Source organism: Burkholderia sp. Leaf177 (assembly GCF_001424345.1).
Lineage (GTDB): Bacteria > Pseudomonadota > Gammaproteobacteria > Burkholderiales > Burkholderiaceae > Caballeronia.
Window position 1 is genome coordinate 70,373 of record NZ_LMPF01000009.1, and the last position, 17,872, is coordinate 88,244.

General features: G+C 59.9%; 15 protein-coding genes. 12 read left to right on the top strand and 3 right to left on the bottom strand.

The features are described from left to right. Positions 1-4: 4 nt before the first annotated feature. The 3 genes from ASG35_RS10250 to aroG all read left to right on the top strand — a co-directional run bounded on the left by ASG35_RS10250 (position 5) and on the right by aroG (position 3,883). The gene (locus ASG35_RS10250) at positions 5-826 is read left to right on the top strand and encodes a carbon-nitrogen hydrolase family protein (protein WP_056356191.1); all 822 of its coding nucleotides are present in this window, start codon (positions 5-7) and stop codon (positions 824-826) included. Positions 827-962: 136 nt separating this feature from the next. Further along, positions 963-2,429 (top strand): metalloprotease TldD, encoded by a 1,467-nt coding sequence (tldD, locus tag ASG35_RS10255; protein WP_056356193.1) that lies wholly within the window; start codon positions 963-965, stop codon positions 2,427-2,429. Between the two features lie 380 nt (positions 2,430-2,809). Beyond that, the gene (aroG, locus tag ASG35_RS10265; protein WP_056356196.1) at positions 2,810-3,883 is read left to right on the top strand and encodes a 3-deoxy-7-phosphoheptulonate synthase AroG; all 1,074 of its coding nucleotides are present in this window, start codon (positions 2,810-2,812) and stop codon (positions 3,881-3,883) included. A gap of 44 nt (positions 3,884-3,927) precedes the next feature. Here the strand turns inward: aroG and ASG35_RS10270 are convergent, their stop codons facing one another. After that, positions 3,928-4,479 (bottom strand): cob(I)yrinic acid a,c-diamide adenosyltransferase, encoded by a 552-nt coding sequence (locus ASG35_RS10270; protein WP_056356198.1) that lies wholly within the window; start codon positions 4,477-4,479, stop codon positions 3,928-3,930. A 193-nt stretch (positions 4,480-4,672) separates the two neighbouring features. On the opposite strand from ASG35_RS10270, the gene ASG35_RS10275 reads away from it, so the two are divergent. The 6 genes from ASG35_RS10275 (at position 4,673) to proC (ending at position 11,840) form a co-directional block, all read left to right on the top strand. Continuing rightward, positions 4,673-6,088 carry an FAD-binding oxidoreductase gene (locus ASG35_RS10275; protein WP_056356253.1) on the top strand — a complete coding sequence of 472 codons (1,416 nt, stop codon included), beginning with the start codon at positions 4,673-4,675 and terminating at the stop codon, positions 6,086-6,088. Between the two features lie 130 nt (positions 6,089-6,218). Further along, the gene (locus ASG35_RS10280; protein WP_056356200.1) at positions 6,219-7,712 is read left to right on the top strand and encodes an FAD-linked oxidase C-terminal domain-containing protein; all 1,494 of its coding nucleotides are present in this window, start codon (positions 6,219-6,221) and stop codon (positions 7,710-7,712) included. 186 nt (positions 7,713-7,898) lie between these two features. Beyond that, on the top strand, positions 7,899-8,987 hold the full coding sequence (gene glcE, locus ASG35_RS10285) for a glycolate oxidase subunit GlcE (RefSeq protein ID WP_056356203.1): 1,089 nt from the start codon (positions 7,899-7,901) through the stop codon (positions 8,985-8,987). A 17-nt stretch (positions 8,988-9,004) separates the two neighbouring features. Continuing rightward, the gene (gene glcF, locus ASG35_RS10290) at positions 9,005-10,231 is read left to right on the top strand and encodes a glycolate oxidase subunit GlcF (protein WP_056356205.1); all 1,227 of its coding nucleotides are present in this window, start codon (positions 9,005-9,007) and stop codon (positions 10,229-10,231) included. A gap of 76 nt (positions 10,232-10,307) precedes the next feature. Further along, positions 10,308-11,015, top strand: coding sequence for a YggS family pyridoxal phosphate-dependent enzyme (locus ASG35_RS10295; protein ID WP_056356207.1), 708 nt, complete (start codon positions 10,308-10,310; stop codon positions 11,013-11,015). A gap of 12 nt (positions 11,016-11,027) precedes the next feature. Further along, positions 11,028-11,840, top strand: a complete 813-nt coding sequence (gene proC / locus ASG35_RS10300) for a pyrroline-5-carboxylate reductase (RefSeq protein ID WP_056356209.1) — start codon at positions 11,028-11,030, stop codon at positions 11,838-11,840. A 20-nt stretch (positions 11,841-11,860) separates the two neighbouring features. On the opposite strand, the gene ASG35_RS10305 is transcribed toward proC, so the two are convergent. After that, positions 11,861-12,358 carry a MarR family winged helix-turn-helix transcriptional regulator gene (locus tag ASG35_RS10305; protein WP_056356211.1) on the bottom strand — a complete coding sequence of 166 codons (498 nt, stop codon included), beginning with the start codon at positions 12,356-12,358 and terminating at the stop codon, positions 11,861-11,863. A gap of 263 nt (positions 12,359-12,621) precedes the next feature. Here ASG35_RS10305 and guaD point away from each other — a divergent pair, with 263 nt between their 5' ends. The 3 genes from guaD to ASG35_RS10320 all read left to right on the top strand — a co-directional run bounded on the left by guaD (position 12,622) and on the right by ASG35_RS10320 (position 16,567). Continuing rightward, entirely contained in the window at positions 12,622-13,926 is a 1,305-nt protein-coding gene (gene guaD, locus ASG35_RS10310) for a guanine deaminase (RefSeq protein ID WP_056356213.1), read from the top strand. Positions 13,927-13,986: 60 nt separating this feature from the next. Further along, positions 13,987-15,255 (top strand): MFS transporter, encoded by a 1,269-nt coding sequence (locus tag ASG35_RS10315; RefSeq protein WP_056356214.1) that lies wholly within the window; start codon positions 13,987-13,989, stop codon positions 15,253-15,255. 103 nt (positions 15,256-15,358) lie between these two features. Then, positions 15,359-16,567, top strand: a complete 1,209-nt coding sequence (locus ASG35_RS10320; protein WP_162244396.1) for an MFS transporter — start codon at positions 15,359-15,361, stop codon at positions 16,565-16,567. Here the strand turns inward: ASG35_RS10320 and ASG35_RS10325 are convergent. Beyond that, positions 16,562-17,851, bottom strand: a complete 1,290-nt coding sequence (locus tag ASG35_RS10325; protein ID WP_056356218.1) for an NCS2 family permease — start codon at positions 17,849-17,851, stop codon at positions 16,562-16,564. The two genes, ASG35_RS10320 and ASG35_RS10325, sit on opposite strands and share 6 nt — an antisense overlap. Between the last annotated feature and the right edge of the window lie 21 nt (positions 17,852-17,872).

Below are 17,872 nucleotides of genomic sequence, written 5' to 3' on the forward strand. Positions count from 1 at the left end.
TGACATGAGCGAAAGCAATCCCGGGAATTTCCGCGTCGCCGCGCTGCAAATGGTCAGCGCGCCCGATCGCGACCGTAATATCGCTGAAGCTGGCCGGCTGATTGCCGAGGCGGCGCGCGACGGCGCGCAACTCGTGCTGCTGCCGGAATACTTCTGTTTCATGGGTTTCAAGGACACCGACAAACTTGCTATACGCGAGACGCCCGGGAATGGGCCGATCCAGCAGTTTTTATCGGACGCGGCGCGGGAACATCGGGCCTGGATCATCGGCGGAACGTTGCCGCTGGAGTCGCCTGAAGCGTCGCGGGTTCTGAACACCACGCTCGTCTTCGATCCCACTGGCAAGCAGGTCGCGCGCTACGACAAGATTCATCTGTTCAACTTCGAAAAAGGCACGGAATCCTTCGATGAAGCCCGCACCATCTGCCCGGGCAGCGAAGTGCGTACGTTTGAAGCGCCATTCGGACGGGTCGGTTTGTCCGTTTGCTACGACCTGCGGTTTCCCGAGCTATACCGAAAGATGGGCGACTGCGCGTTGATGGTCGTGCCTTCCGCGTTCACCTACACGACTGGCGAAGCCCATTGGGAAACCCTTCTCAAGGCGCGCGCGGTCGAAAACCAGTGCTACGTGCTCGCCGCCGCGCAAGGCGGAAAACACGAGAACGGCCGCCGGACATGGGGCCACAGCATGTTGATCGACCCTTGGGGCGAGATCGTGGCCGTGGTGAAAGAGGGCCCGGGCGTGGCGGCTGGAAATATCGACAAGGCACGCATCGCGTCTGTCCGGCAAAGCTTGCCGGCGTTTAGGCATCGCGTGCTGGGTTAGCCGGCTTCAGCATTTAGGCTAGCTTGTTTGGTTGGCTTGTTTTTTTCGGAGTACCCCTCCATTTGGCCAGGGTGTGGCATAAATGCTCCGACGTTAGAATGCTTTTAATCCCTACAGACTTCGCCACAGGCACCGAATGAACATCATCGAACCCGGCATCCGAAATCTCGCCACCGCGAAAGAGATTCTGCTGACGCCTTACGGCCTCGACGAATCCACGATTACGCGCACGCTGGCGGAGATTTTCACGCACCGCGTCGACTACGCGGATCTCTACTTCCAGTCCACGCGCAGCGAGGCGTGGAGCCTGGAGGAAGGCATCGTCAAATCCGGCAGTTTTAGCATCGACCAGGGCGTGGGCGTTCGCGCCGTCTCGGGCGATCGGACGGCATTCGCGTATTCAGACGATTTATCGCCCGATTCGATTCGCCAGGCGGCAATCGCCACGCGCGCAATCGCCAAGGCCGGTGGCGGCAAGCACAAGATCAAATCGGCGAGTTCGCTGACCGGCGTGTTCGGGCGCGATCTTTATTTGCCGTCCGATCCGCTTTCATCACTCGATGCCACCGCCAAGGTGAAATTGCTCGAACGCGTCGAGCAGATGGCGCGCGGCCGCGATCCGCGGATCGTCCAGGTCATGGCGGGTCTGGCCGGCGAATACGACGTCGTGCTCGTCGCGCGCAGTGACGGCGCGCTGGCCGCCGACATCCGGCCGCTGGTGCGTGTCTCCGTGACCGTGATTGCCGAGAAGGACGGACGCCGCGAGATTGGTAGCGGCGGCGGCGGCGGACGTTACGACTACGCCTATTTCACCGACGAAATCCTGTCCACTTATGTCGATCAGGCCGTGCACGCGGCCCTGGTCAATCTCGATGCACGTCCTGCGCCTGCCGGTGCAATGACTGTCGTGCTTGGGCCGGGCTGGCCCGGCGTGCTGCTGCACGAAGCTATCGGCCACGGACTGGAAGGCGACTTCAACCGCAAGGGTTCGTCGGCGTTTGCGGGTCGTATTGGTGAACGCGTAGCGGCGAAAGGCGTCACGGTCGTCGATGACGGCACGCTGCCGAACCGCCGCGGATCGCTGAACATCGACGATGAAGGCAATCCCACGCAGTGCACCACGCTGATCGAGGACGGCATTCTGAAGGGTTACATCCAGGATTCGCTGAACGCGCGCTTGATGAAAATGCCGGTGACGGGCAACGCGCGGCGCGAATCCTACGCGGCGCTGCCAATGCCGCGCATGACGAACACGTACATGCTCAACGGCGACAAAGATCCGGGCGAGATCCTGGCATCGGTGAAAAACGGCTTGTATGCGGTTAATTTCGGCGGCGGTCAGGTCGATATCACCAACGGCAAGTTCGTGTTTTCCGCGTCGGAAGCGTACATGATCGAAAACGGCAAGATCACGTATCCGGTGAAGGGTGCAACGCTGATTGGCAGCGGCCCGGAATCGCTCAAGTACGTGACCATGATCGGCAACGACATGGCGCTCGACGGCGGCGTGGGCGTGTGCGGCAAGGAAGGCCAGAGCGTGCCGGTGGGCGTTGGCCAGCCGACGTTGCGCATCGAAAAGATGACAGTGGGCGGCACGGTTTAATCGCTTTTTGCGTGCCGCGCTGTTTTACAGAAATCAGCGCGGCATGCGGGAAAACCGCATAAATGCTGCACGGTCCTCGCGAAAACGGCGTCGCGCACGCGGATTTTCCGCATTTTGATACCTCGCAACTTGCCAGCCGCGCGGGTTTAGGGTTATAAAGCCAGACGTTCAATTTTTACCAAACGACCAAATCCTCATGTCCGCCAAGTTTTATTTCTACTTTTTTTGGCATCTCAAGCCGCTGGCGGATCGAGAGGGGTGAGTCGTTTGTGTTGAACCCAAGTTTCCCGAAAAACCGCCAGCCGAGTCTGGCGGTTTTTTTATGTCTTTTTGTTTCATCACTTCGAATACAGCACCAAACGCGTTCCTGGAGAACCAGCATGCCCCCGCACAACACCGACGATGTCCGAATCCGCGAATTGAAAGAACTGACGCCCCCCGCTCACCTGATCCGCGAGTTCGCGTGCGCCGAGCCGGTTTCGAACTTGATCTACAACTCGCGCCAGTCGATGCATCGAATCCTGCACGGCATGGAAGACCGGTTGATCGTGATCATCGGGCCGTGCTCGATTCATGACACGAAGGCGGCAATGGAATATGCCGGCCGTCTGGTCGAGCAACGCAAGCGCTTCGCCGGCGAACTGGAAATCGTGATGCGAGTGTATTTCGAGAAGCCGCGTACCACGGTTGGCTGGAAAGGCCTGATCAACGATCCGTACATGGACAACAGCTTCAAGATCAACGACGGTCTGCGCACCGCCCGCGAATTGCTGCTGCATATCAATGAACTCGGTTTGCCGGCTGGCACCGAATACCTCGACATGATCAGCCCGCAGTACATCGCGGACCTGATTTCGTGGGGTGCGATCGGCGCGCGCACGACCGAATCGCAGGTGCATCGTGAACTGGCTTCGGGATTGTCGTGCCCGGTCGGGTTCAAGAACGGCACGGACGGCAACGTGAAAATTGCCGTGGACGCGATCAAGGCCGCGTCGCAGCCGCACCATTTCTTGTCGGTGACAAAGGGCGGCCATTCGGCAATCGTCTCGACGGCCGGCAACGAGGACTGCCACATCATCCTGCGCGGCGGCAAGGCGCCGAACTACGATGCCCAAAGCGTGGACGCGGCGTGCAGCGATATCGGCAAGGCAGGATTGGCCGCACGTCTGATGATCGATGCCAGCCATGCAAACAGCTCCAAGAAACACGATAACCAGATTCCGGTTTGCGCCGATATCGGCAAGCAGATTGCCGGCGGCGACGAGCGGATCGTCGGCGTGATGGTGGAATCGAATCTGGTCGCGGGACGTCAGGACTTGAAGGAAGGCTGCGAGCTGGTCTACGGTCAGAGCGTGACTGACGCATGCATCAGCTGGGAAGACAGTCTCGGCGTACTGGAAGGATTGGCCGCTGCCGTCAAGCAGCGTCGTGTGGCGCGTGGCAACGGAAATTAAAAAAGCTAAAAAAGCTGCGGAGATGGCTTCGCAGCTTTTTTAATTCACAGCTTGCGCTCGTGATTCCACAACACGTCCGACCCGCCATCCGCGCGGTTCAGCACGCGCGCCAAAACGAATAGTAGATCCGACAGCCGATTCACATACTTGCGCGGCTCGGCGTTGATCTTGTCCACGCGGCCGAGCGCCACGATCGATCGTTCCGCGCGCCGGCAAACCGTCCGGCCGACGTGGGCAAGCGACGCCGCCCGCGATCCGCCCGGCAAGATGAATTCCTTCAGCGGCGGAAGATTGGCGTTGTACTCGCCAATCCATTCGTCGATACGCGCAAGATGCGCTTCTTCGATCATCGAATGGCCGGGAATGCATAGCTCGCCGCCGAGATCGAAGAGATCGTGCTGGATCGCGACCAAAGCGGCGCGGACATTCTCCGGGAGCTTTTCGCACAGCAGCACGCCGATCTGCGAATTCAGTTCATCCACGTCGCCAATGGCCGCGATCCGCGCATCGTCTTTCTGCACGCGGCTGCCGTCGCCGAGTCCGGTCGAGCCGTCGTCGCCGGTGCGCGTCGCTATCTTGCTCAGGCGATTGCCCATGTTGTCTCCCAGGTTGAACGCGAACGCCGGTCAGCGTCCGCGTTCATTATAGGCACCGCGGGAGGATCGACCGGGCGCGGGCTGGAATCGGGGTATCGGCGTAAAATAAATGCATAAAACGCGCGAATCACGCATTCCATTGGCGGATTTCGCGCATCCCAACGTCCATCACATCGATGTCCGGAGACATGCCGTGAACCACCCCGTTCCTCCTATTGCCGTTCGTCGCACCTTCCCGTCCGCCCTGCTCGATTCGCTCAAGACCACGTTCGGCGAGCGCGTTTCGACCACGGCTGCCGTGCGCGAGCACCACGGACGCGACGAATCGCCGTTCGATCCGCAATTGCCCGACGCCGTTGTGTTCGTCACGAGCACCGAGGAAGTCCAGGCGGTCGTGAAGCTTTGCGCCCAACACAACGTGCCGGTGATCCCATACGGCAACGGGTCTTCACTCGAAGGACATTTGCTCGCGGTGCAAGGCGGCGTGTCCATCGACATGTCCGGGCTGAACCGTGTTTTATCGATAGACGCGGAAGACCTGACGGTCACCGTCCAGCCGGGCATTTCGCGCAAACAGTTGAATGAAGCGTTGAAAGACACGGGCCTGTTCTTCCCGATCGATCCGGGCGCCGATGCCAGCATTGGCGGAATGACGGCCACGCGCGCCTCGGGCACGAACGCCGTGCGCTACGGAACCATGCGCGAGAACGTGCTGGGCCTGACCGTCGTGCTGGCCGATGGCCGCGTCATCAAGACCGGCACGCGCGCGCGCAAATCGTCGGCGGGATACGATTTGACGCGCTTGTTCGTTGGCTCGGAAGGCACGCTTGGCGTGATCGTCGAGATCACCGTGCGGCTGTATCCGCAGCCGGAAGCAGTTTCGGCCGCCGTCTGCGCATTTCCCTCGATGGGCGACGCCGTGCGCGCGACCATCGAAACAATCCAGATGGGCGTGCCCGTCGCGCGCGTCGAATTCCTGGATTCGCTTGCCGTGCGTTCGATCAACCGCCACTCGAACATGACTTTCCGCGAATCGCCGATGCTCTTCTTCGAGTTCCACGGCACGGAAAGCAGCGTGAAGGAACAAGCGGAAACGGTGCAGGCGATCATCGCGGAAAACCATGGCACGGATTTCGAATGGGCCACGCGCCCGGAAGATCGAAGCCGCTTGTGGAACGCGCGTCACAACGCTTATTTTGCGATGCTGCAACTGAAACCCGGTTGCCGCGCCGTGACCACGGACGTGTGCGTGCCGATCTCGCGCCTGGCCGAATGCGTGATCGAAACGGAACAGGATTTGAAGGCGAGCACGCTGCCCTGCCCGATCGTCGGCCATGTTGGCGACGGCAATTTCCACGTCGCCATGCTGCTCGATCCCGCCAAACCCGAAGAACTCGAGGAGGCCGAGCGCATCAATCACCGGATCGTGCAACGCGCGCTGCGCATGGGCGGAACGTGTACCGGCGAGCACGGCGTGGGGCTGCACAAGATGCAGTTCATGATCGAGGAACATGGCGAAGACGCCATCAGCGTGATGCGATCGATCAAACACGCGCTCGATCCAAACAACCTGATGAATCCGGGCAAGATCTTCGCGTACGACGCTTGATCGCGGAAAGCCTTAGGGAAACCACGCTCCGTCCCCGTAATTAGCCCAATCGACGGCGGGGACGCCCAGGTGCAAGATCAGGCGATCTGCTGCTGGACATGCCACAGCGCACAAACCGCCGGGAGGAGACATGAACGCACCCGCCGAGCTTTCGCCGGAAATTCTCGCGCAACGTCAGCGTGAAGTGGTCCAGGCCTTGATGGCCGTGCTGCCGACGCATTGCTTGTTGTATCGCGAGGAAGACACGGCCGCGTATGAATGCGATGGATTAGCCGCTTATAGACGTTTGCCGCTCGCCGTTGCATTGCCGGAAACCGAAGCGCAGGTCCAGCGCGTCGTGCAGATTTGCGCGCGGCTGGACGTGCCCATCGTTCCGCGCGGCGCCGGCACGGGCTTGTCGGGCGGCGCAATGCCGATACGGCATGGCATCGTGGTATCGCTTGCGCGCTTTCGCAAGATCATGGAAGTCGATCCGTATGCACGCACCGCGACGGTTCAGCCAGGCGTGCGCAATCTCGCCATTTCCGAAGCCGCCGCGCCTTACGGGCTGTATTACGCGCCCGATCCTTCGTCGCAGATCGCATGCACGATCGGCGGCAATGTCAGCGAAAACTCCGGCGGCGTGCATTGCCTGAAATACGGCCTGACGTGTCACAACGTAATGCGGGTGCGGGCTGTATCGATGGACGGCGATATTCTCGAATTCGGTTCGCTCGGACTCGATGCGCCCGGACTCGACCTGCTGGCGGTGCTGATCGGCAGCGAAGGAATGTTTGCAATCGTCACCGAAATCACCGTCAAGCTGATCCCGAAGCCGCAAACGGCGCAAGTGATCATGGCGAGTTTCGACGACGTGGTGAAAGGCGGCAATGCGGTCGCCGCGATCATCGCCGCCGGCATCATTCCGGCCGGTCTGGAGATGATGGACAAACCCGCGACCCGCGCGGTCGAAGAGTTCGTCAAGGCAGGCTACGACCTCGAAGCGAAGGCCATCCTGCTGTGCGAATCCGATGGCACGCAGGACGAAGTGTCCGAGGAAATTGTCCGCATGACGGCGGTTTTGCGCGAGTTCGGCGCGAACCGCATCCAGATTTCGCGATCGGAAGCTGAACGGCTGAAGTTCTGGTCGGGACGCAAGAACGCGTTTCCGGCGGCCGGCCGGATATCGCCGGATTATTACTGCATGGACGGCACCGTGCCGCGCCGCCAGATTGGACCGTTGCTCGCGCGTATCGAGGAAATGGAAGTCAAATACGCGCTCCGATGCATGAACGTGTTCCACGCTGGCGACGGCAACATGCATCCGCTGATTCTCTTCAATGGCAACGATCTCGACGAGTGGCATCGCGCGGAGGCGTTCGGCTCGGACATTCTCGAAGCGTGTGTGGAACTGGGCGGAACGGTGACGGGCGAGCATGGCGTGGGCATCGAAAAAATCAATTCCATGTGCGTGCAGTTTTCGCCGGAAGAGCGCGACACGTTCCATGCAATCAAGCGCGCCTTCGATCCCCCCGGCCTGCTCAACCCGGACAAGGGCATTCCATCGCGCGCGCGCTGCGCCGAGTACGGAAAAATGCACATTCGCGGCGGCTTGCTGCCGCATCCGGAAATCCCGCGCTTTTAGGCCTCGTGTTTATGCGCCGCATCTAAACGCCGGCGATCGGCCTGGATTAGCTTGGAATGCCTTGGATTGCCGCTGGCAGCGGCTTCGAGGCGGAAAACATATCCACGTTTATACGAGTGGCCTTACCAGCACGCGCCGATACACTGACCTTGAGCACCCAAAACGAGCAATGAAACGCGGGACACCATGAACGAGGAAGACATTGTCGCGAGCTGGTCCGAGCGCGTGCGCGCCGCGACCGCGAGCAACACGCCTTTGCGGATTCGCGGCGGCGGCACGAAGGACTGGTACGGGCAGACGCTGCAAGGCGAGGTCATCGAAACGCGCGCGCACAGCGGCATTATCGAACACGACCCGGCCGAACTCGTGATCACCGCGAAGGCCGGCACGCCGCTGCGCGAAATCGAAGCGCGGCTGGACGAGTGCAACCAGATGCTGCCGTTCGAGCCGCCGCATTTCGGCCACGATGCAACCATTGGCGGCTGCATTGCTGCGGGACTCGCCGGCCCGCGGCGCGCCGCGGCCGGCGCACCGCGCGATTTCGTGCTCGGCGCGGTGGTGATGAACGGCCAGGGCCACGTGCTGCATTTCGGCGGCCAGGTGGTGAAGAACGTCGCGGGATACGACGTCTCGCGGCTCATCGCGGGATCGCTTGGAACGCTGGGTATGATCCTCGAGGTATCGGTGAAAGTGCTGCCTAAACCCGTTGCCGAGATCACGCTCAAGTTCGAAATGAACGATACCGACGCCGTGCGCAAGCTCAACGAATGGGGCGGCCATCCGTTGCCGATCACGGGCAGCGCGTGGCGCGATCACACGCTTGCGCTGCGGCTCGGCGGCGCGGAGGCGGCGGTGAAATCGGCGCGTACGGCGCTTGGCGGCGAAGTGGTCGACGCCGTGGAAGCCGATCGATTCTGGTGCGGCCTGCGCGAACAGTCCGATCCGTTTTTCGCGGTGCTGCCGGCGGCATCGGCGTTGTGGCGACTGTCGTTGCCATCGATTGCCGAACCCATGCATCTTCCCGGCCCGCATCTGATGGAATGGGGCGGCGCGCAACGCTGGTGGATCACGGACGCCGACGCGCAGACCGTGCGCATCAGCGCAAAGCAGGCAGGCGGCCACGCGACCATTTTCCGCTCGGGTTCGTCGTACGACCGCAATGCCGGCGTCTTCACGCCGCTGCCCGCGCCCATGATGAAAATCCACCGTGGCCTGAAGGCCGCATTCGATCCCGCGCGCATCTTCAATCGCGGCCGTCTCTACCCCGACTTTTAAGCTGACCGACCTACGCAATGCAAACCAATCTCGCCGATTTCATGCGCAATACGGCCGACGGCGACGAAGCCGAAGCCATCCTGCGTAAGTGCGTGCATTGCGGATTCTGCACGGCGACGTGCCCGACCTACCAGATTCTCGGCGATGAACTCGATGGCCCGCGCGGCCGCATCTATCTGATGAAGCAGATGATGGAAGGCGCGCCCGTCACGCGCAGCACGCAGCTTCATCTCGACCGATGCCTCACCTGCCGCAATTGCGAAACGACGTGCCCGTCGGGCGTTCAATATGGACGGCTGGTCGAGATTGGCAGGAAGATCGTGGAGGAGAAAGTCGAGCGGCCGTTCGGCCAGCGAGTGCAACGGAAATTGCTCGCCAATTTCCTGCCGAACAGCAAGCTTTTCACGCCCGCAATGAAGCTCGGCCAGCAATTCCGGCCGCTGCTGCCGAATACCTTGCGCACAAAGATCCCGGTGGCGCAGCGTCCGCTTGCCATGCCGACCAGCATCCACCAACGCAAGATGCTGATGCTCGCCGGTTGCGTTCAGCCGGCCATGATGCCGAACGTGAACACCGCAACGGCGCGTGTTTTCGATGCCCTCGGCATACAAATGCTGATTGCGCCGGACGCGGGATGTTGCGGCGCGATCCGCCTTCATCTCGGATACAACGATGACGCCCTCGACGACGTACGCAACAACATCGATGCATGGTGGCCGTATGTTGAAAGCGGCATCGAGGCGATCGTGATGAACGCTTCCGGTTGCGGCGCGACGGTCAAGGAATACGCGCATTTGCTGCGTAACGATCCGGCGTATGCAGAGAAAGCTGCGCGAATCGTGGACATGACGCGCGATCTCGCAGAAGTGCTGCCGCAATACGAGGAAGAACTGAGCGCGATGGTCCGGCGCCGTGCTGTCCATACCGTCGCGTTTCACCCGCCGTGCACGCTGCAGCACGGACAGCAGATCCGCGGCCGCGTGGAGAATTTGCTGACAGCGCTCGGCATGGAAGTCCATCTTCCCGCCGATAACCATTTGTGCTGCGGCTCGGCCGGAACGTATTCAGTGTTGCAGCCGAAACTCTCTTACGCGTTGCGCGACCAGAAAATCGAAAAGCTCCAGAAACTGGAAGCGCAGATGATCCTTTCCGCGAACGTAGGCTGTATCGCGCATCTGCAAAGCGGCACGTCCACGCCCGTGGTCCACTGGATCCAGCTCGTGGAACATCTGCTGTATGGCTAACGCTGGCCGGCGCGCGCCGCACCGCCGCGCCGCGTCCGTATAATCGGATCTCTGCTTCCTTGCGGCGTCCGATTCCATGTCCTCCCACATAGCCCGTCATCTAGACGAAGTCCGGCAGCACATCGCAAAAGCCGCGGCCGAGGCTTCGCGCGATCCGTCGTCGGTTGCGTTGCTGGCGGTATCGAAGACATTTCCTGCCAGCGATGTTCGCGCCGCGTTCAATGCGGGACAACGTGCTTTCGGCGAAAACTATGTGCAGGAATCGGTCGCGAAAATCGCTGAACTCGCCGACCTGCGCAGCGAGATTCAGTGGCATTTCATCGGTCCGTTGCAATCGAATAAAACGAAGCTGGTCGCCGAGAATTTCGACTGGGTGCATTCAGTGGATCGGCTGAAGATTGCCGAACGTTTGTCGGCACAGCGCCCGGAGGGCATGCCGGCGCTCAACGTCTGCCTGCAAGTGAATGTCAGCGGCGAAGCATCCAAAAGCGGCGTGGCGCCGGAAGAAGCGTCGACCGTTGCGCACGCAATCGCGGCGCTGCCGAACCTGAAATTGCGCGGCTTGATGTCGATCCCAGAACCCGAGGCTTCGCTCGATGAACAACGCGCGCCGCACAAGCGTTTGCGCGAACTCATGGACACTTTGCGCGCGGACGGCCTGGAACTCGATACGCTTTCCATGGGCATGTCGGCGGATATCGAAGCCGCGATCCTGGAAGGCGCAACGATGGTTCGCATTGGCACCGCCATCTTCGGCGCGCGTGACTACTCCAAACAATCCTGATCTGAACTCACTATGAAAATTGCATTTATTGGTGGCGGCAACATGGCGTCGGCGCTTATTGGCGGTTTGATCAAGCGCGGCGTTGCGGCAGCGGATCTCTACGTGGTCGATCCGGGCGAAGAAGCGCGTACTCGCGTGCAGAAAGAGTTTGGCGCTGCGACGGGTGCGTCGATCGATTCGAAACTCGGCGATTACGACGCCATCCTGCTCGCCGTCAAACCGCAGGTCTTGAAGGACGTTGCAGGCGCACTGCAGCCGGTGTTATCGAAGCAACTGGTGATCAGCATTGCCGCCGGCATTCGCGCCGCCGATCTGTCGCGCTGGTTGGGCGGCTACACGCAAATCGTCCGCACCATGCCTAATACGCCTGCGCTGATCGGCATGGGCGTGACGGGTCTGGCCGCGTTGCCGGGCGTGGACGACGCGGCGAAGGCGCTGGCATCGAAGGTATTGGAAGCAGTCGGCGAAACGGTATGGTTCGACGACGAAGCGAAGATCGACGCCGTCACCGCCATTTCAGGCAGTGGCCCGGCGTACGTGTTTTATTTCATCGAAGCCATGCAGGAAGCCGCGCGCCAGCTCGGCATGGATGAAGAGCAAGGTCGCGCGCTTGCGGTCGCCACGTTCACCGGCGCTGCGCAACTAGCGGCTCAGTCAGGCGAACCGGCGAGCGTGCTGCGTGAACGCGTGACTTCGAAGGGCGGAACGACAGCGGCAGCGCTCGCTTCCTTCGATGCCCAGGGCGTGAAGGACGCCATCGTCCGCGGCGCATTGGCCGCCGACGCGCGGGCGAAGGAAATGGGCGCGGAGTTGGGCAAGGCCTGACACATTGGCAAGACGAAGGCCTAACTTTCGTGCCGGCTCAATAGCTTGCGCAAGAGGCCGGCCAGTTGTTGACGTTCGTCTGTATCCAATGGATTCAGCAGTTCCGCCTCGGCGCCAAGATGATGTCCGGCGGCGTCGTCCGCCACTTCCACGCCCTTCCCTGTGAGGCGCACTATCACGCCACGCCGGTCGGCCGGATCAGGATGCCGTGTCACCAGGCCGGCTTTTTCCAACCGGTCTATCCGGTTGGTCAGCCCTCCCGACGAAATCAGCACCATGCTCTGCAACTGAGAGGGCGGCAATTCAAACGGCGCGCCCATGCGGCGCAATGCCGCGATCACATCGAACTCACCTACCGTTAGCTGATAACGCGCCAGATCCAGCAACACGCGACGGGTGATGAAATATTCCAGCCGCACGATACGGCCAATGACTTCGGTGCTGGACGAATCCAGATCGGGGCGGACTTGCCGCCAGCGGGAGACGATCTGATCGACGCCATCGGTTCGGTCTGGCATGAACGAGTCTCTAATTCAATAAGCTAGGGGACGCTATTTAACCAGATTGGCAGGACTGCATATCGTTCGATCGAAAGTTTCTTCGTCAAATGTATCTCGATACAAAGATACTTGATGAAAAGCAAAGAGAAGCGAAAGTGTGCAGCGCACAATATCTACACCGAAGGCGATCAGCGCGCAGTCCTAAACGAGCATCGCGCGGCCTCGGGCGGTAGCCATGCACACGTGGCCGCCGAGTGAAGGTGTAGATACGGAGTGTCAAGATGCAAACAGCAATTCGCGGGGCAATGCTCACATTCAAGGACGACCCGTTCCGTCGGGACATGCAAGATTGCATGGTCTACGACTCCGATGCGATCGTGGTCATGGAAAATGGTTTGATCAGCGCAGTTGGGCCGGCCAAGGATTTGATCGGCACACTTGCCGCCGATACTCGCGTCCGCAAGTATGAAAAGAGCCTGATTGTTCCGGGCTTTATCGATAGCCATGTGCATTATCCGCAAACGCAAATCATTGGCGCATATGGCGAGCAACTGCTGGACTGGCTGAACAACTATACGTTTATTGCCGAACAGCAATTCGCCGACAAGGAACACGCCACAGAAGTAGCAGAAGTATTCTTGCGCGAACAATTACGCAATGGCGTGACGAGTTCGACGGTTTACTGCACGGTTTATCCTCAATCGGTCGATGCGTTCTTTGAAGTCGCCAGCAAGTTCAACATGCGCGTACAAGCCGGGAAGATCTGCATGGATCGCAATGCGCCGAGTGCTTTACTCGATTCTCCACAACGCGCATACGACGAATCCGCCGCACTGGCGAAAAAATGGCATGGCAACGGGCGCAATGAATATGTCATTACGCCTCGCTTTGCGCCAACGTCCACGCCCGAGCAATTCGAGATGTTGTCTCAATTGGCATCTGATTTGCCTACGGCGTTGATTCAGTCGCATGTGTCGGAAAATATCAACGAAGTGGCCTGGGTGAAATCGCTTTATCCGGAATGCACGAGTTATACCGGCGTCTATCATAAATATGGTCTGTTACGCGAACGGGCCATCTATGGTCACGGTATTCATCTCAGCGACGAAGAACTGGATTTGTTTTCGGCAACCGGCGCTTCTATTGCGCATTGCCCTACTTCCAACTTCTTTCTCGGATCCGGCTATTTTGATTTGAAGAATGCCAGGACGCGAAAAAATCCGGTGAACGTGGGAATCGCGACCGATCTGGGCGCTGGCACGAGTTTCTCCATTTTGCAGACGCTGAATGAAGCGTATAAGGCTGCGCAATTGAACAGCGCCGCGCTTTCGTCGGGTCACGCGTTTTATCAGGCAAGCCGCGGCACAGCCATCGCGCTGGGGCTTGCTGACAAGATCGGCACGATCGCGCCGGGCTTCGAAGCCGATCTGGCTGTAATCGATTTGCACTCGACCCCGATCATCGATTATCGGATGCGTTATTGCGAAAGCTTCGAAGAGTCGTTGTTCATTCAGATGACGCTGGCCGATGACCGCGCCATTGCCGCTACTTACGTCGCCGGACATCCCATCTACGAGCGTTCATAAACGCCGCTTTTATTTTCCGCTGCGTCATGCAGCGGTTATCACTTTTCTGGAATCAACATCATGAGTGCTCGCGACAATGATCTGAGCACCGTAACACCCACGCCGGTTGCGGCGCAGGGCGGCGGTTACGCTTGGCTGGTATGGATACTGGCCACCCTTTTTGTAGTCTGGTTGTTCAACGTTCAAACCGGTTACGCCATTCTCAACGCGCACGTTCAGTCCGATATTGGCCTGCGCCTCGATCAAGTCGGTTTGATCGCCGCGGTCTATACGTGGGTTTTTGCAATCGCCCAGCTGTTTTCGGGCGCATTGCTGGACCGGCTGGGATCGCGAAAAATATTGATCCCGGCAATCTTGCTGGTCGGCCTCGGCGTATTCCTGTTTGCGACGGCTCACAGTTTCGAGATGCTGTTGCTCTCGCAGGTTGTGCTTGCATTGGGATCGTGTGCGGGCTTCGTCGGCGCGGGTTATGTGGGCGGCGTGTGGTTCGGCATGGCCAAGTTCGGCGTGATGTTCGGCCTCGTGCAACTGGTCGCCGCATTGTCATCGGCTTTCGGCGCCGCCGGATTCGACGCGGCACTGTCCGTCATGACCTGGCGCCAGCTGATGTTCGGCTTCGGCGGATTCGGCGTCCTGCTGCTGGTGGCATCGCTCGTGTTCATGCGCAATCCTGTCACGCCCGATACCCGCGGTTTGACCGCTGGCCGGTTTCTCTCCGACGTCCTCGGTTCCATGGCCGAAGTGCTTAAGAACCATCAGGTTATTCTCATCTCCGTGGCAGGCGCGATCACTTTCGGCGTGATGCTAGCGCTGGGCGTGGTGTGGATGCCCAAGCTGATCATGGCGCACGGTGTCAGCGAATCCGATGCAAACATGGCAAACGCCTGCCTGTGGCTCGGCCTGGCTGCGGGTAGCCCATTGATCAATAAGTGGTCCGATGCAATCAAGGCACGCAAGAGCCCCGTCATCATCACCACCCTGCTTCAGCTCGCCGCGCTGCTGGCACTGATCTACCTGCCGTTGACCGGAATATTGGCGATGGCCTTGTGCTTCGTCGTCGGCTTTGCAAACGCGGGTCACATGCTCGCTTTCACCATGGCCGGCGATAACGTGCCGCCGCGCTTGATCGGCACATCTGCATCGGTGGTCAATGGCGCGATGTTTATCGTGGGCGGCGTGTTGATGAACCTGCCGGGACGATTCCTCGAAGGCACGGCAGGCGATCTGCCCGCGTTCCAGGACGCCATGCTGAGTATGCCCGGGCTACTCGTCGTGTCTTTCGTGGTCTCGCTCATCGTCCGCGAATCTCACCCGGCGCGCCGAGGCTAAGCCGTCACAGCCGCATCAGCATTGTGCTGACGCACCCAGGCATGGCGGCCGGCTATCGAGTATCGGCTGGTTCGCCATGCTTCATCCTGTCGGGAGCATGCTCATGCAGACCCGTGTTCTGACTGCTTGTCAGCCTTGGTTCAACTGGGCGCTAAGTGTCTTTTTCGTCATTCTTGTCTTTGGTTTCCAGACGGGTTACGCCATCACGAACGGAGATATTGCATCGAGTCTCAGTCTCGACATGGCCGATATCGGTCTGGTCGGCTTCGCCTATACGTGGTGTTTCGCAGTGAGCCAGCTGCTTTCCGGTGCGTTGCTCGATCGCGTAGGCGCACGGCGCTTGCTGCCGCTCGCCTGCGCGTTGCTCGCCTTTGGCGCAACCCTCGTCGCCAGTGCGACCAATCTGACTACGCTCTTGCTCGCGCAATTGCCGCTGGGTTTGGGTGCGTCGTTTGCGTTTATCGGCGCGGGGTTTGTAGGCGGCGTGTGGTTCGCACCTGAACGATACGGCGTGATGTTCGCCTGGGTGCAATTCGTGGCTTCGATTGCCGCGTTTTTATCGCAGATCACGCTGACTCAATCACTCGTCGCGTGGTCGTGGCATGCCGTAATTTATTCGTTGGCAGCCGCCGCCGTCGGCCTTACGTTGCTGATGTTGTTAATGCGCGATCCACCCGGCTGGAACAGCAATCACGGATGGCCACATGAACCGCGGGTCTTTCTGCGGCAGATGGTGATCGATCTGATTCATGTCGCGCGCGTTCCGGGCATGCCGAGCAATCTGTTTATTGGTGCCGTGAGCTTCGGCAGCATGCTGGCGCTTGGCGTCGTGTGGGCGCCCCGGCTGGTCGAGGCTTATGGCATAGCGCAACAACCTGCGCGCATTGCCGCTGCCTGTTGCTGGCTCGGGATGGCGTTTGGGGCGCCGTTGTTTGCGCGCTGCGCGGGCAGCAATCCAAAAAAACCGCTGCTCATTGGCGTGCTGCTTCAATTGGCAATATTGGTTGTATTGCTGGAAGGCGGTGCCATAACCGCAGTGCCCTTGGCGCTGTTGCTCTTCACCTTTGGGCTGGCCGCGGGCGCTTCCATGCTGTGTTTCAGCATCGCCTGCATGCTGGCCGGCCCGGACAAGGCTGGTGTTGCGTCGGCATTGGTCAACGGCAGCCAGTTCGTGATGGGCGGCTTGATGATGATGCTGCCGGCCCGCTGGATGGGAAGCGGCGTATTGGTGGCGCTGACCGGGCTGCCGCTGTTATTGCTCGCGGCTTTGCCCGTTTTCATCTGGTTGCCGGCCCGGCCGCAACGCTCATAGAAATAAATAGCGGCCCGTGAATAACGCAGCTACCACCACAATGGGCACGTTCAATCCACGGCGCTGACCGCTGAACAACTTCAGGAGCACGTAAGCGATGGTGCCAAACGCGATGCCATCGGAAATTGAAAAGGTGAACGCCATGACGGTAACGCACACCACGGCCGGTGCGGATTCCGTCAGATCTTGCCAATCGAGATCGGCGAGACTCTTGAGCATCAATATGGCCACGAACAGCAATGCGGGGGCGGTTGCATGTGGCGGGATCATCGCTGCCAACGGCGCAAAAAACAGGCTGCCCAGGAACAATAGTGCAATGACCACGGCGGTCAGGCCGGTTCGTCCTCCCGCGGCTATGCCCGTGGTGCTTTCTATGTACGACGTGGTGCTGGACGTCCCCAGCAACGCGCCCGCGCTGATCGCCAGCGAGTCCGCAAGGAGCGCACGTTTGAGACGGGGCAACTTGCCGTCGGCATTCAGAAATCCGCCTCGACTTGCAATGGCGATCAGCGTGCCCGACGTCTCGAACAAACTCATCAGGAAAAAAGACAGCACGACGCCGAGCACAGCGCCATCGAGCGCCCCCTTGATGTCGGCATGCAGGAACGTGGGTGCAAGCGATGGCGGACTCGACGCTATACCGCCATACGGCGTGATCCCCATTGCAATCGATACACCCGTGATCGCCAATATGCCGATGAGAATCGCGCCCGGCACGCCGCGTTTATCGAGTATCACCATCAGAAGAAAGCCGGCCATGGCGAGCAATGCCTGCGGTGATTTGATATTGCCGATGGCAACCAGTGTGTCGGCGTTCGCCGCAACAATGCCGGCCTGATGAAGCGCGACCAGGGCCACGAATAACCCGACGCCCGCGGATATGGACAGCTTGAGACCGGCGGGAATGGCGTTCACAAACCATTCGCGCACTTTAAACAAACTAAACAAAACGAATAGCACGCCCGATAAAAATACCGCGCCCAGTGCCACTTCCCACGACAACCCCATACCCTTCACCAGCCCGAAAGTAAAGAAGGCGTTGATGCCCATGCCCGGCGCCTGGCCGATCGGGTAGTTCGCCAGGAGCCCCATCAACAGGCTGCCAATGGCGGCGGCGAGACAAGTCGCTACAAACGCAGCGCCATGATCTATGCCTGCGGCTTTAAGAATGTCCGGATTGACGAACAATATCGCGGACATGGTCAGGAACGTGGTCAGTCCGGCGAGGCACTCGGTGCGCACCGAGGTTCGATTTACGGTGAGTCCGAAAAATTTATCTAGCATGAAGTTCCGATCTGGCAGCCG

What these genes read in the sequence shown, in the direction of transcription:
- ASG35_RS10295 (WP_056356207.1), top strand. Translation starts at nt 10,308, where the DNA reads ATGTCCTCCCACATAGCCCGTCATCTAGACGAAGTCCGGCAGCACATC.
- proC (WP_056356209.1), top strand. Translation starts at nt 11,028, where the DNA reads ATGAAAATTGCATTTATTGGTGGCGGCAACATGGCGTCGGCGCTTATT.
- tldD (WP_056356193.1), top strand. Translation starts at nt 963, where the DNA reads ATGAACATCATCGAACCCGGCATCCGAAATCTCGCCACCGCGAAAGAG.
- aroG (WP_056356196.1), top strand. Translation starts at nt 2,810, where the DNA reads ATGCCCCCGCACAACACCGACGATGTCCGAATCCGCGAATTGAAAGAA.
- ASG35_RS10270 (WP_056356198.1), bottom strand. Translation starts at nt 4,479, where the DNA reads ATGGGCAATCGCCTGAGCAAGATAGCGACGCGCACCGGCGACGACGGC.
- ASG35_RS10325 (WP_056356218.1), bottom strand. Translation starts at nt 17,851, where the DNA reads ATGCTAGATAAATTTTTCGGACTCACCGTAAATCGAACCTCGGTGCGC.
- ASG35_RS10320 (WP_162244396.1), top strand. Translation starts at nt 15,359, where the DNA reads ATGCAGACCCGTGTTCTGACTGCTTGTCAGCCTTGGTTCAACTGGGCG.
- ASG35_RS10305 (WP_056356211.1), bottom strand. Translation starts at nt 12,358, where the DNA reads ATGCCAGACCGAACCGATGGCGTCGATCAGATCGTCTCCCGCTGGCGG.
- guaD (WP_056356213.1), top strand. Translation starts at nt 12,622, where the DNA reads ATGCAAACAGCAATTCGCGGGGCAATGCTCACATTCAAGGACGACCCG.
- ASG35_RS10250 (WP_056356191.1), top strand. Translation starts at nt 5, where the DNA reads ATGAGCGAAAGCAATCCCGGGAATTTCCGCGTCGCCGCGCTGCAAATG.
- glcE (WP_056356203.1), top strand. Translation starts at nt 7,899, where the DNA reads ATGAACGAGGAAGACATTGTCGCGAGCTGGTCCGAGCGCGTGCGCGCC.
- ASG35_RS10315 (WP_056356214.1), top strand. Translation starts at nt 13,987, where the DNA reads ATGAGTGCTCGCGACAATGATCTGAGCACCGTAACACCCACGCCGGTT.
- ASG35_RS10280 (WP_056356200.1), top strand. Translation starts at nt 6,219, where the DNA reads ATGAACGCACCCGCCGAGCTTTCGCCGGAAATTCTCGCGCAACGTCAG.
- glcF (WP_056356205.1), top strand. Translation starts at nt 9,005, where the DNA reads ATGCAAACCAATCTCGCCGATTTCATGCGCAATACGGCCGACGGCGAC.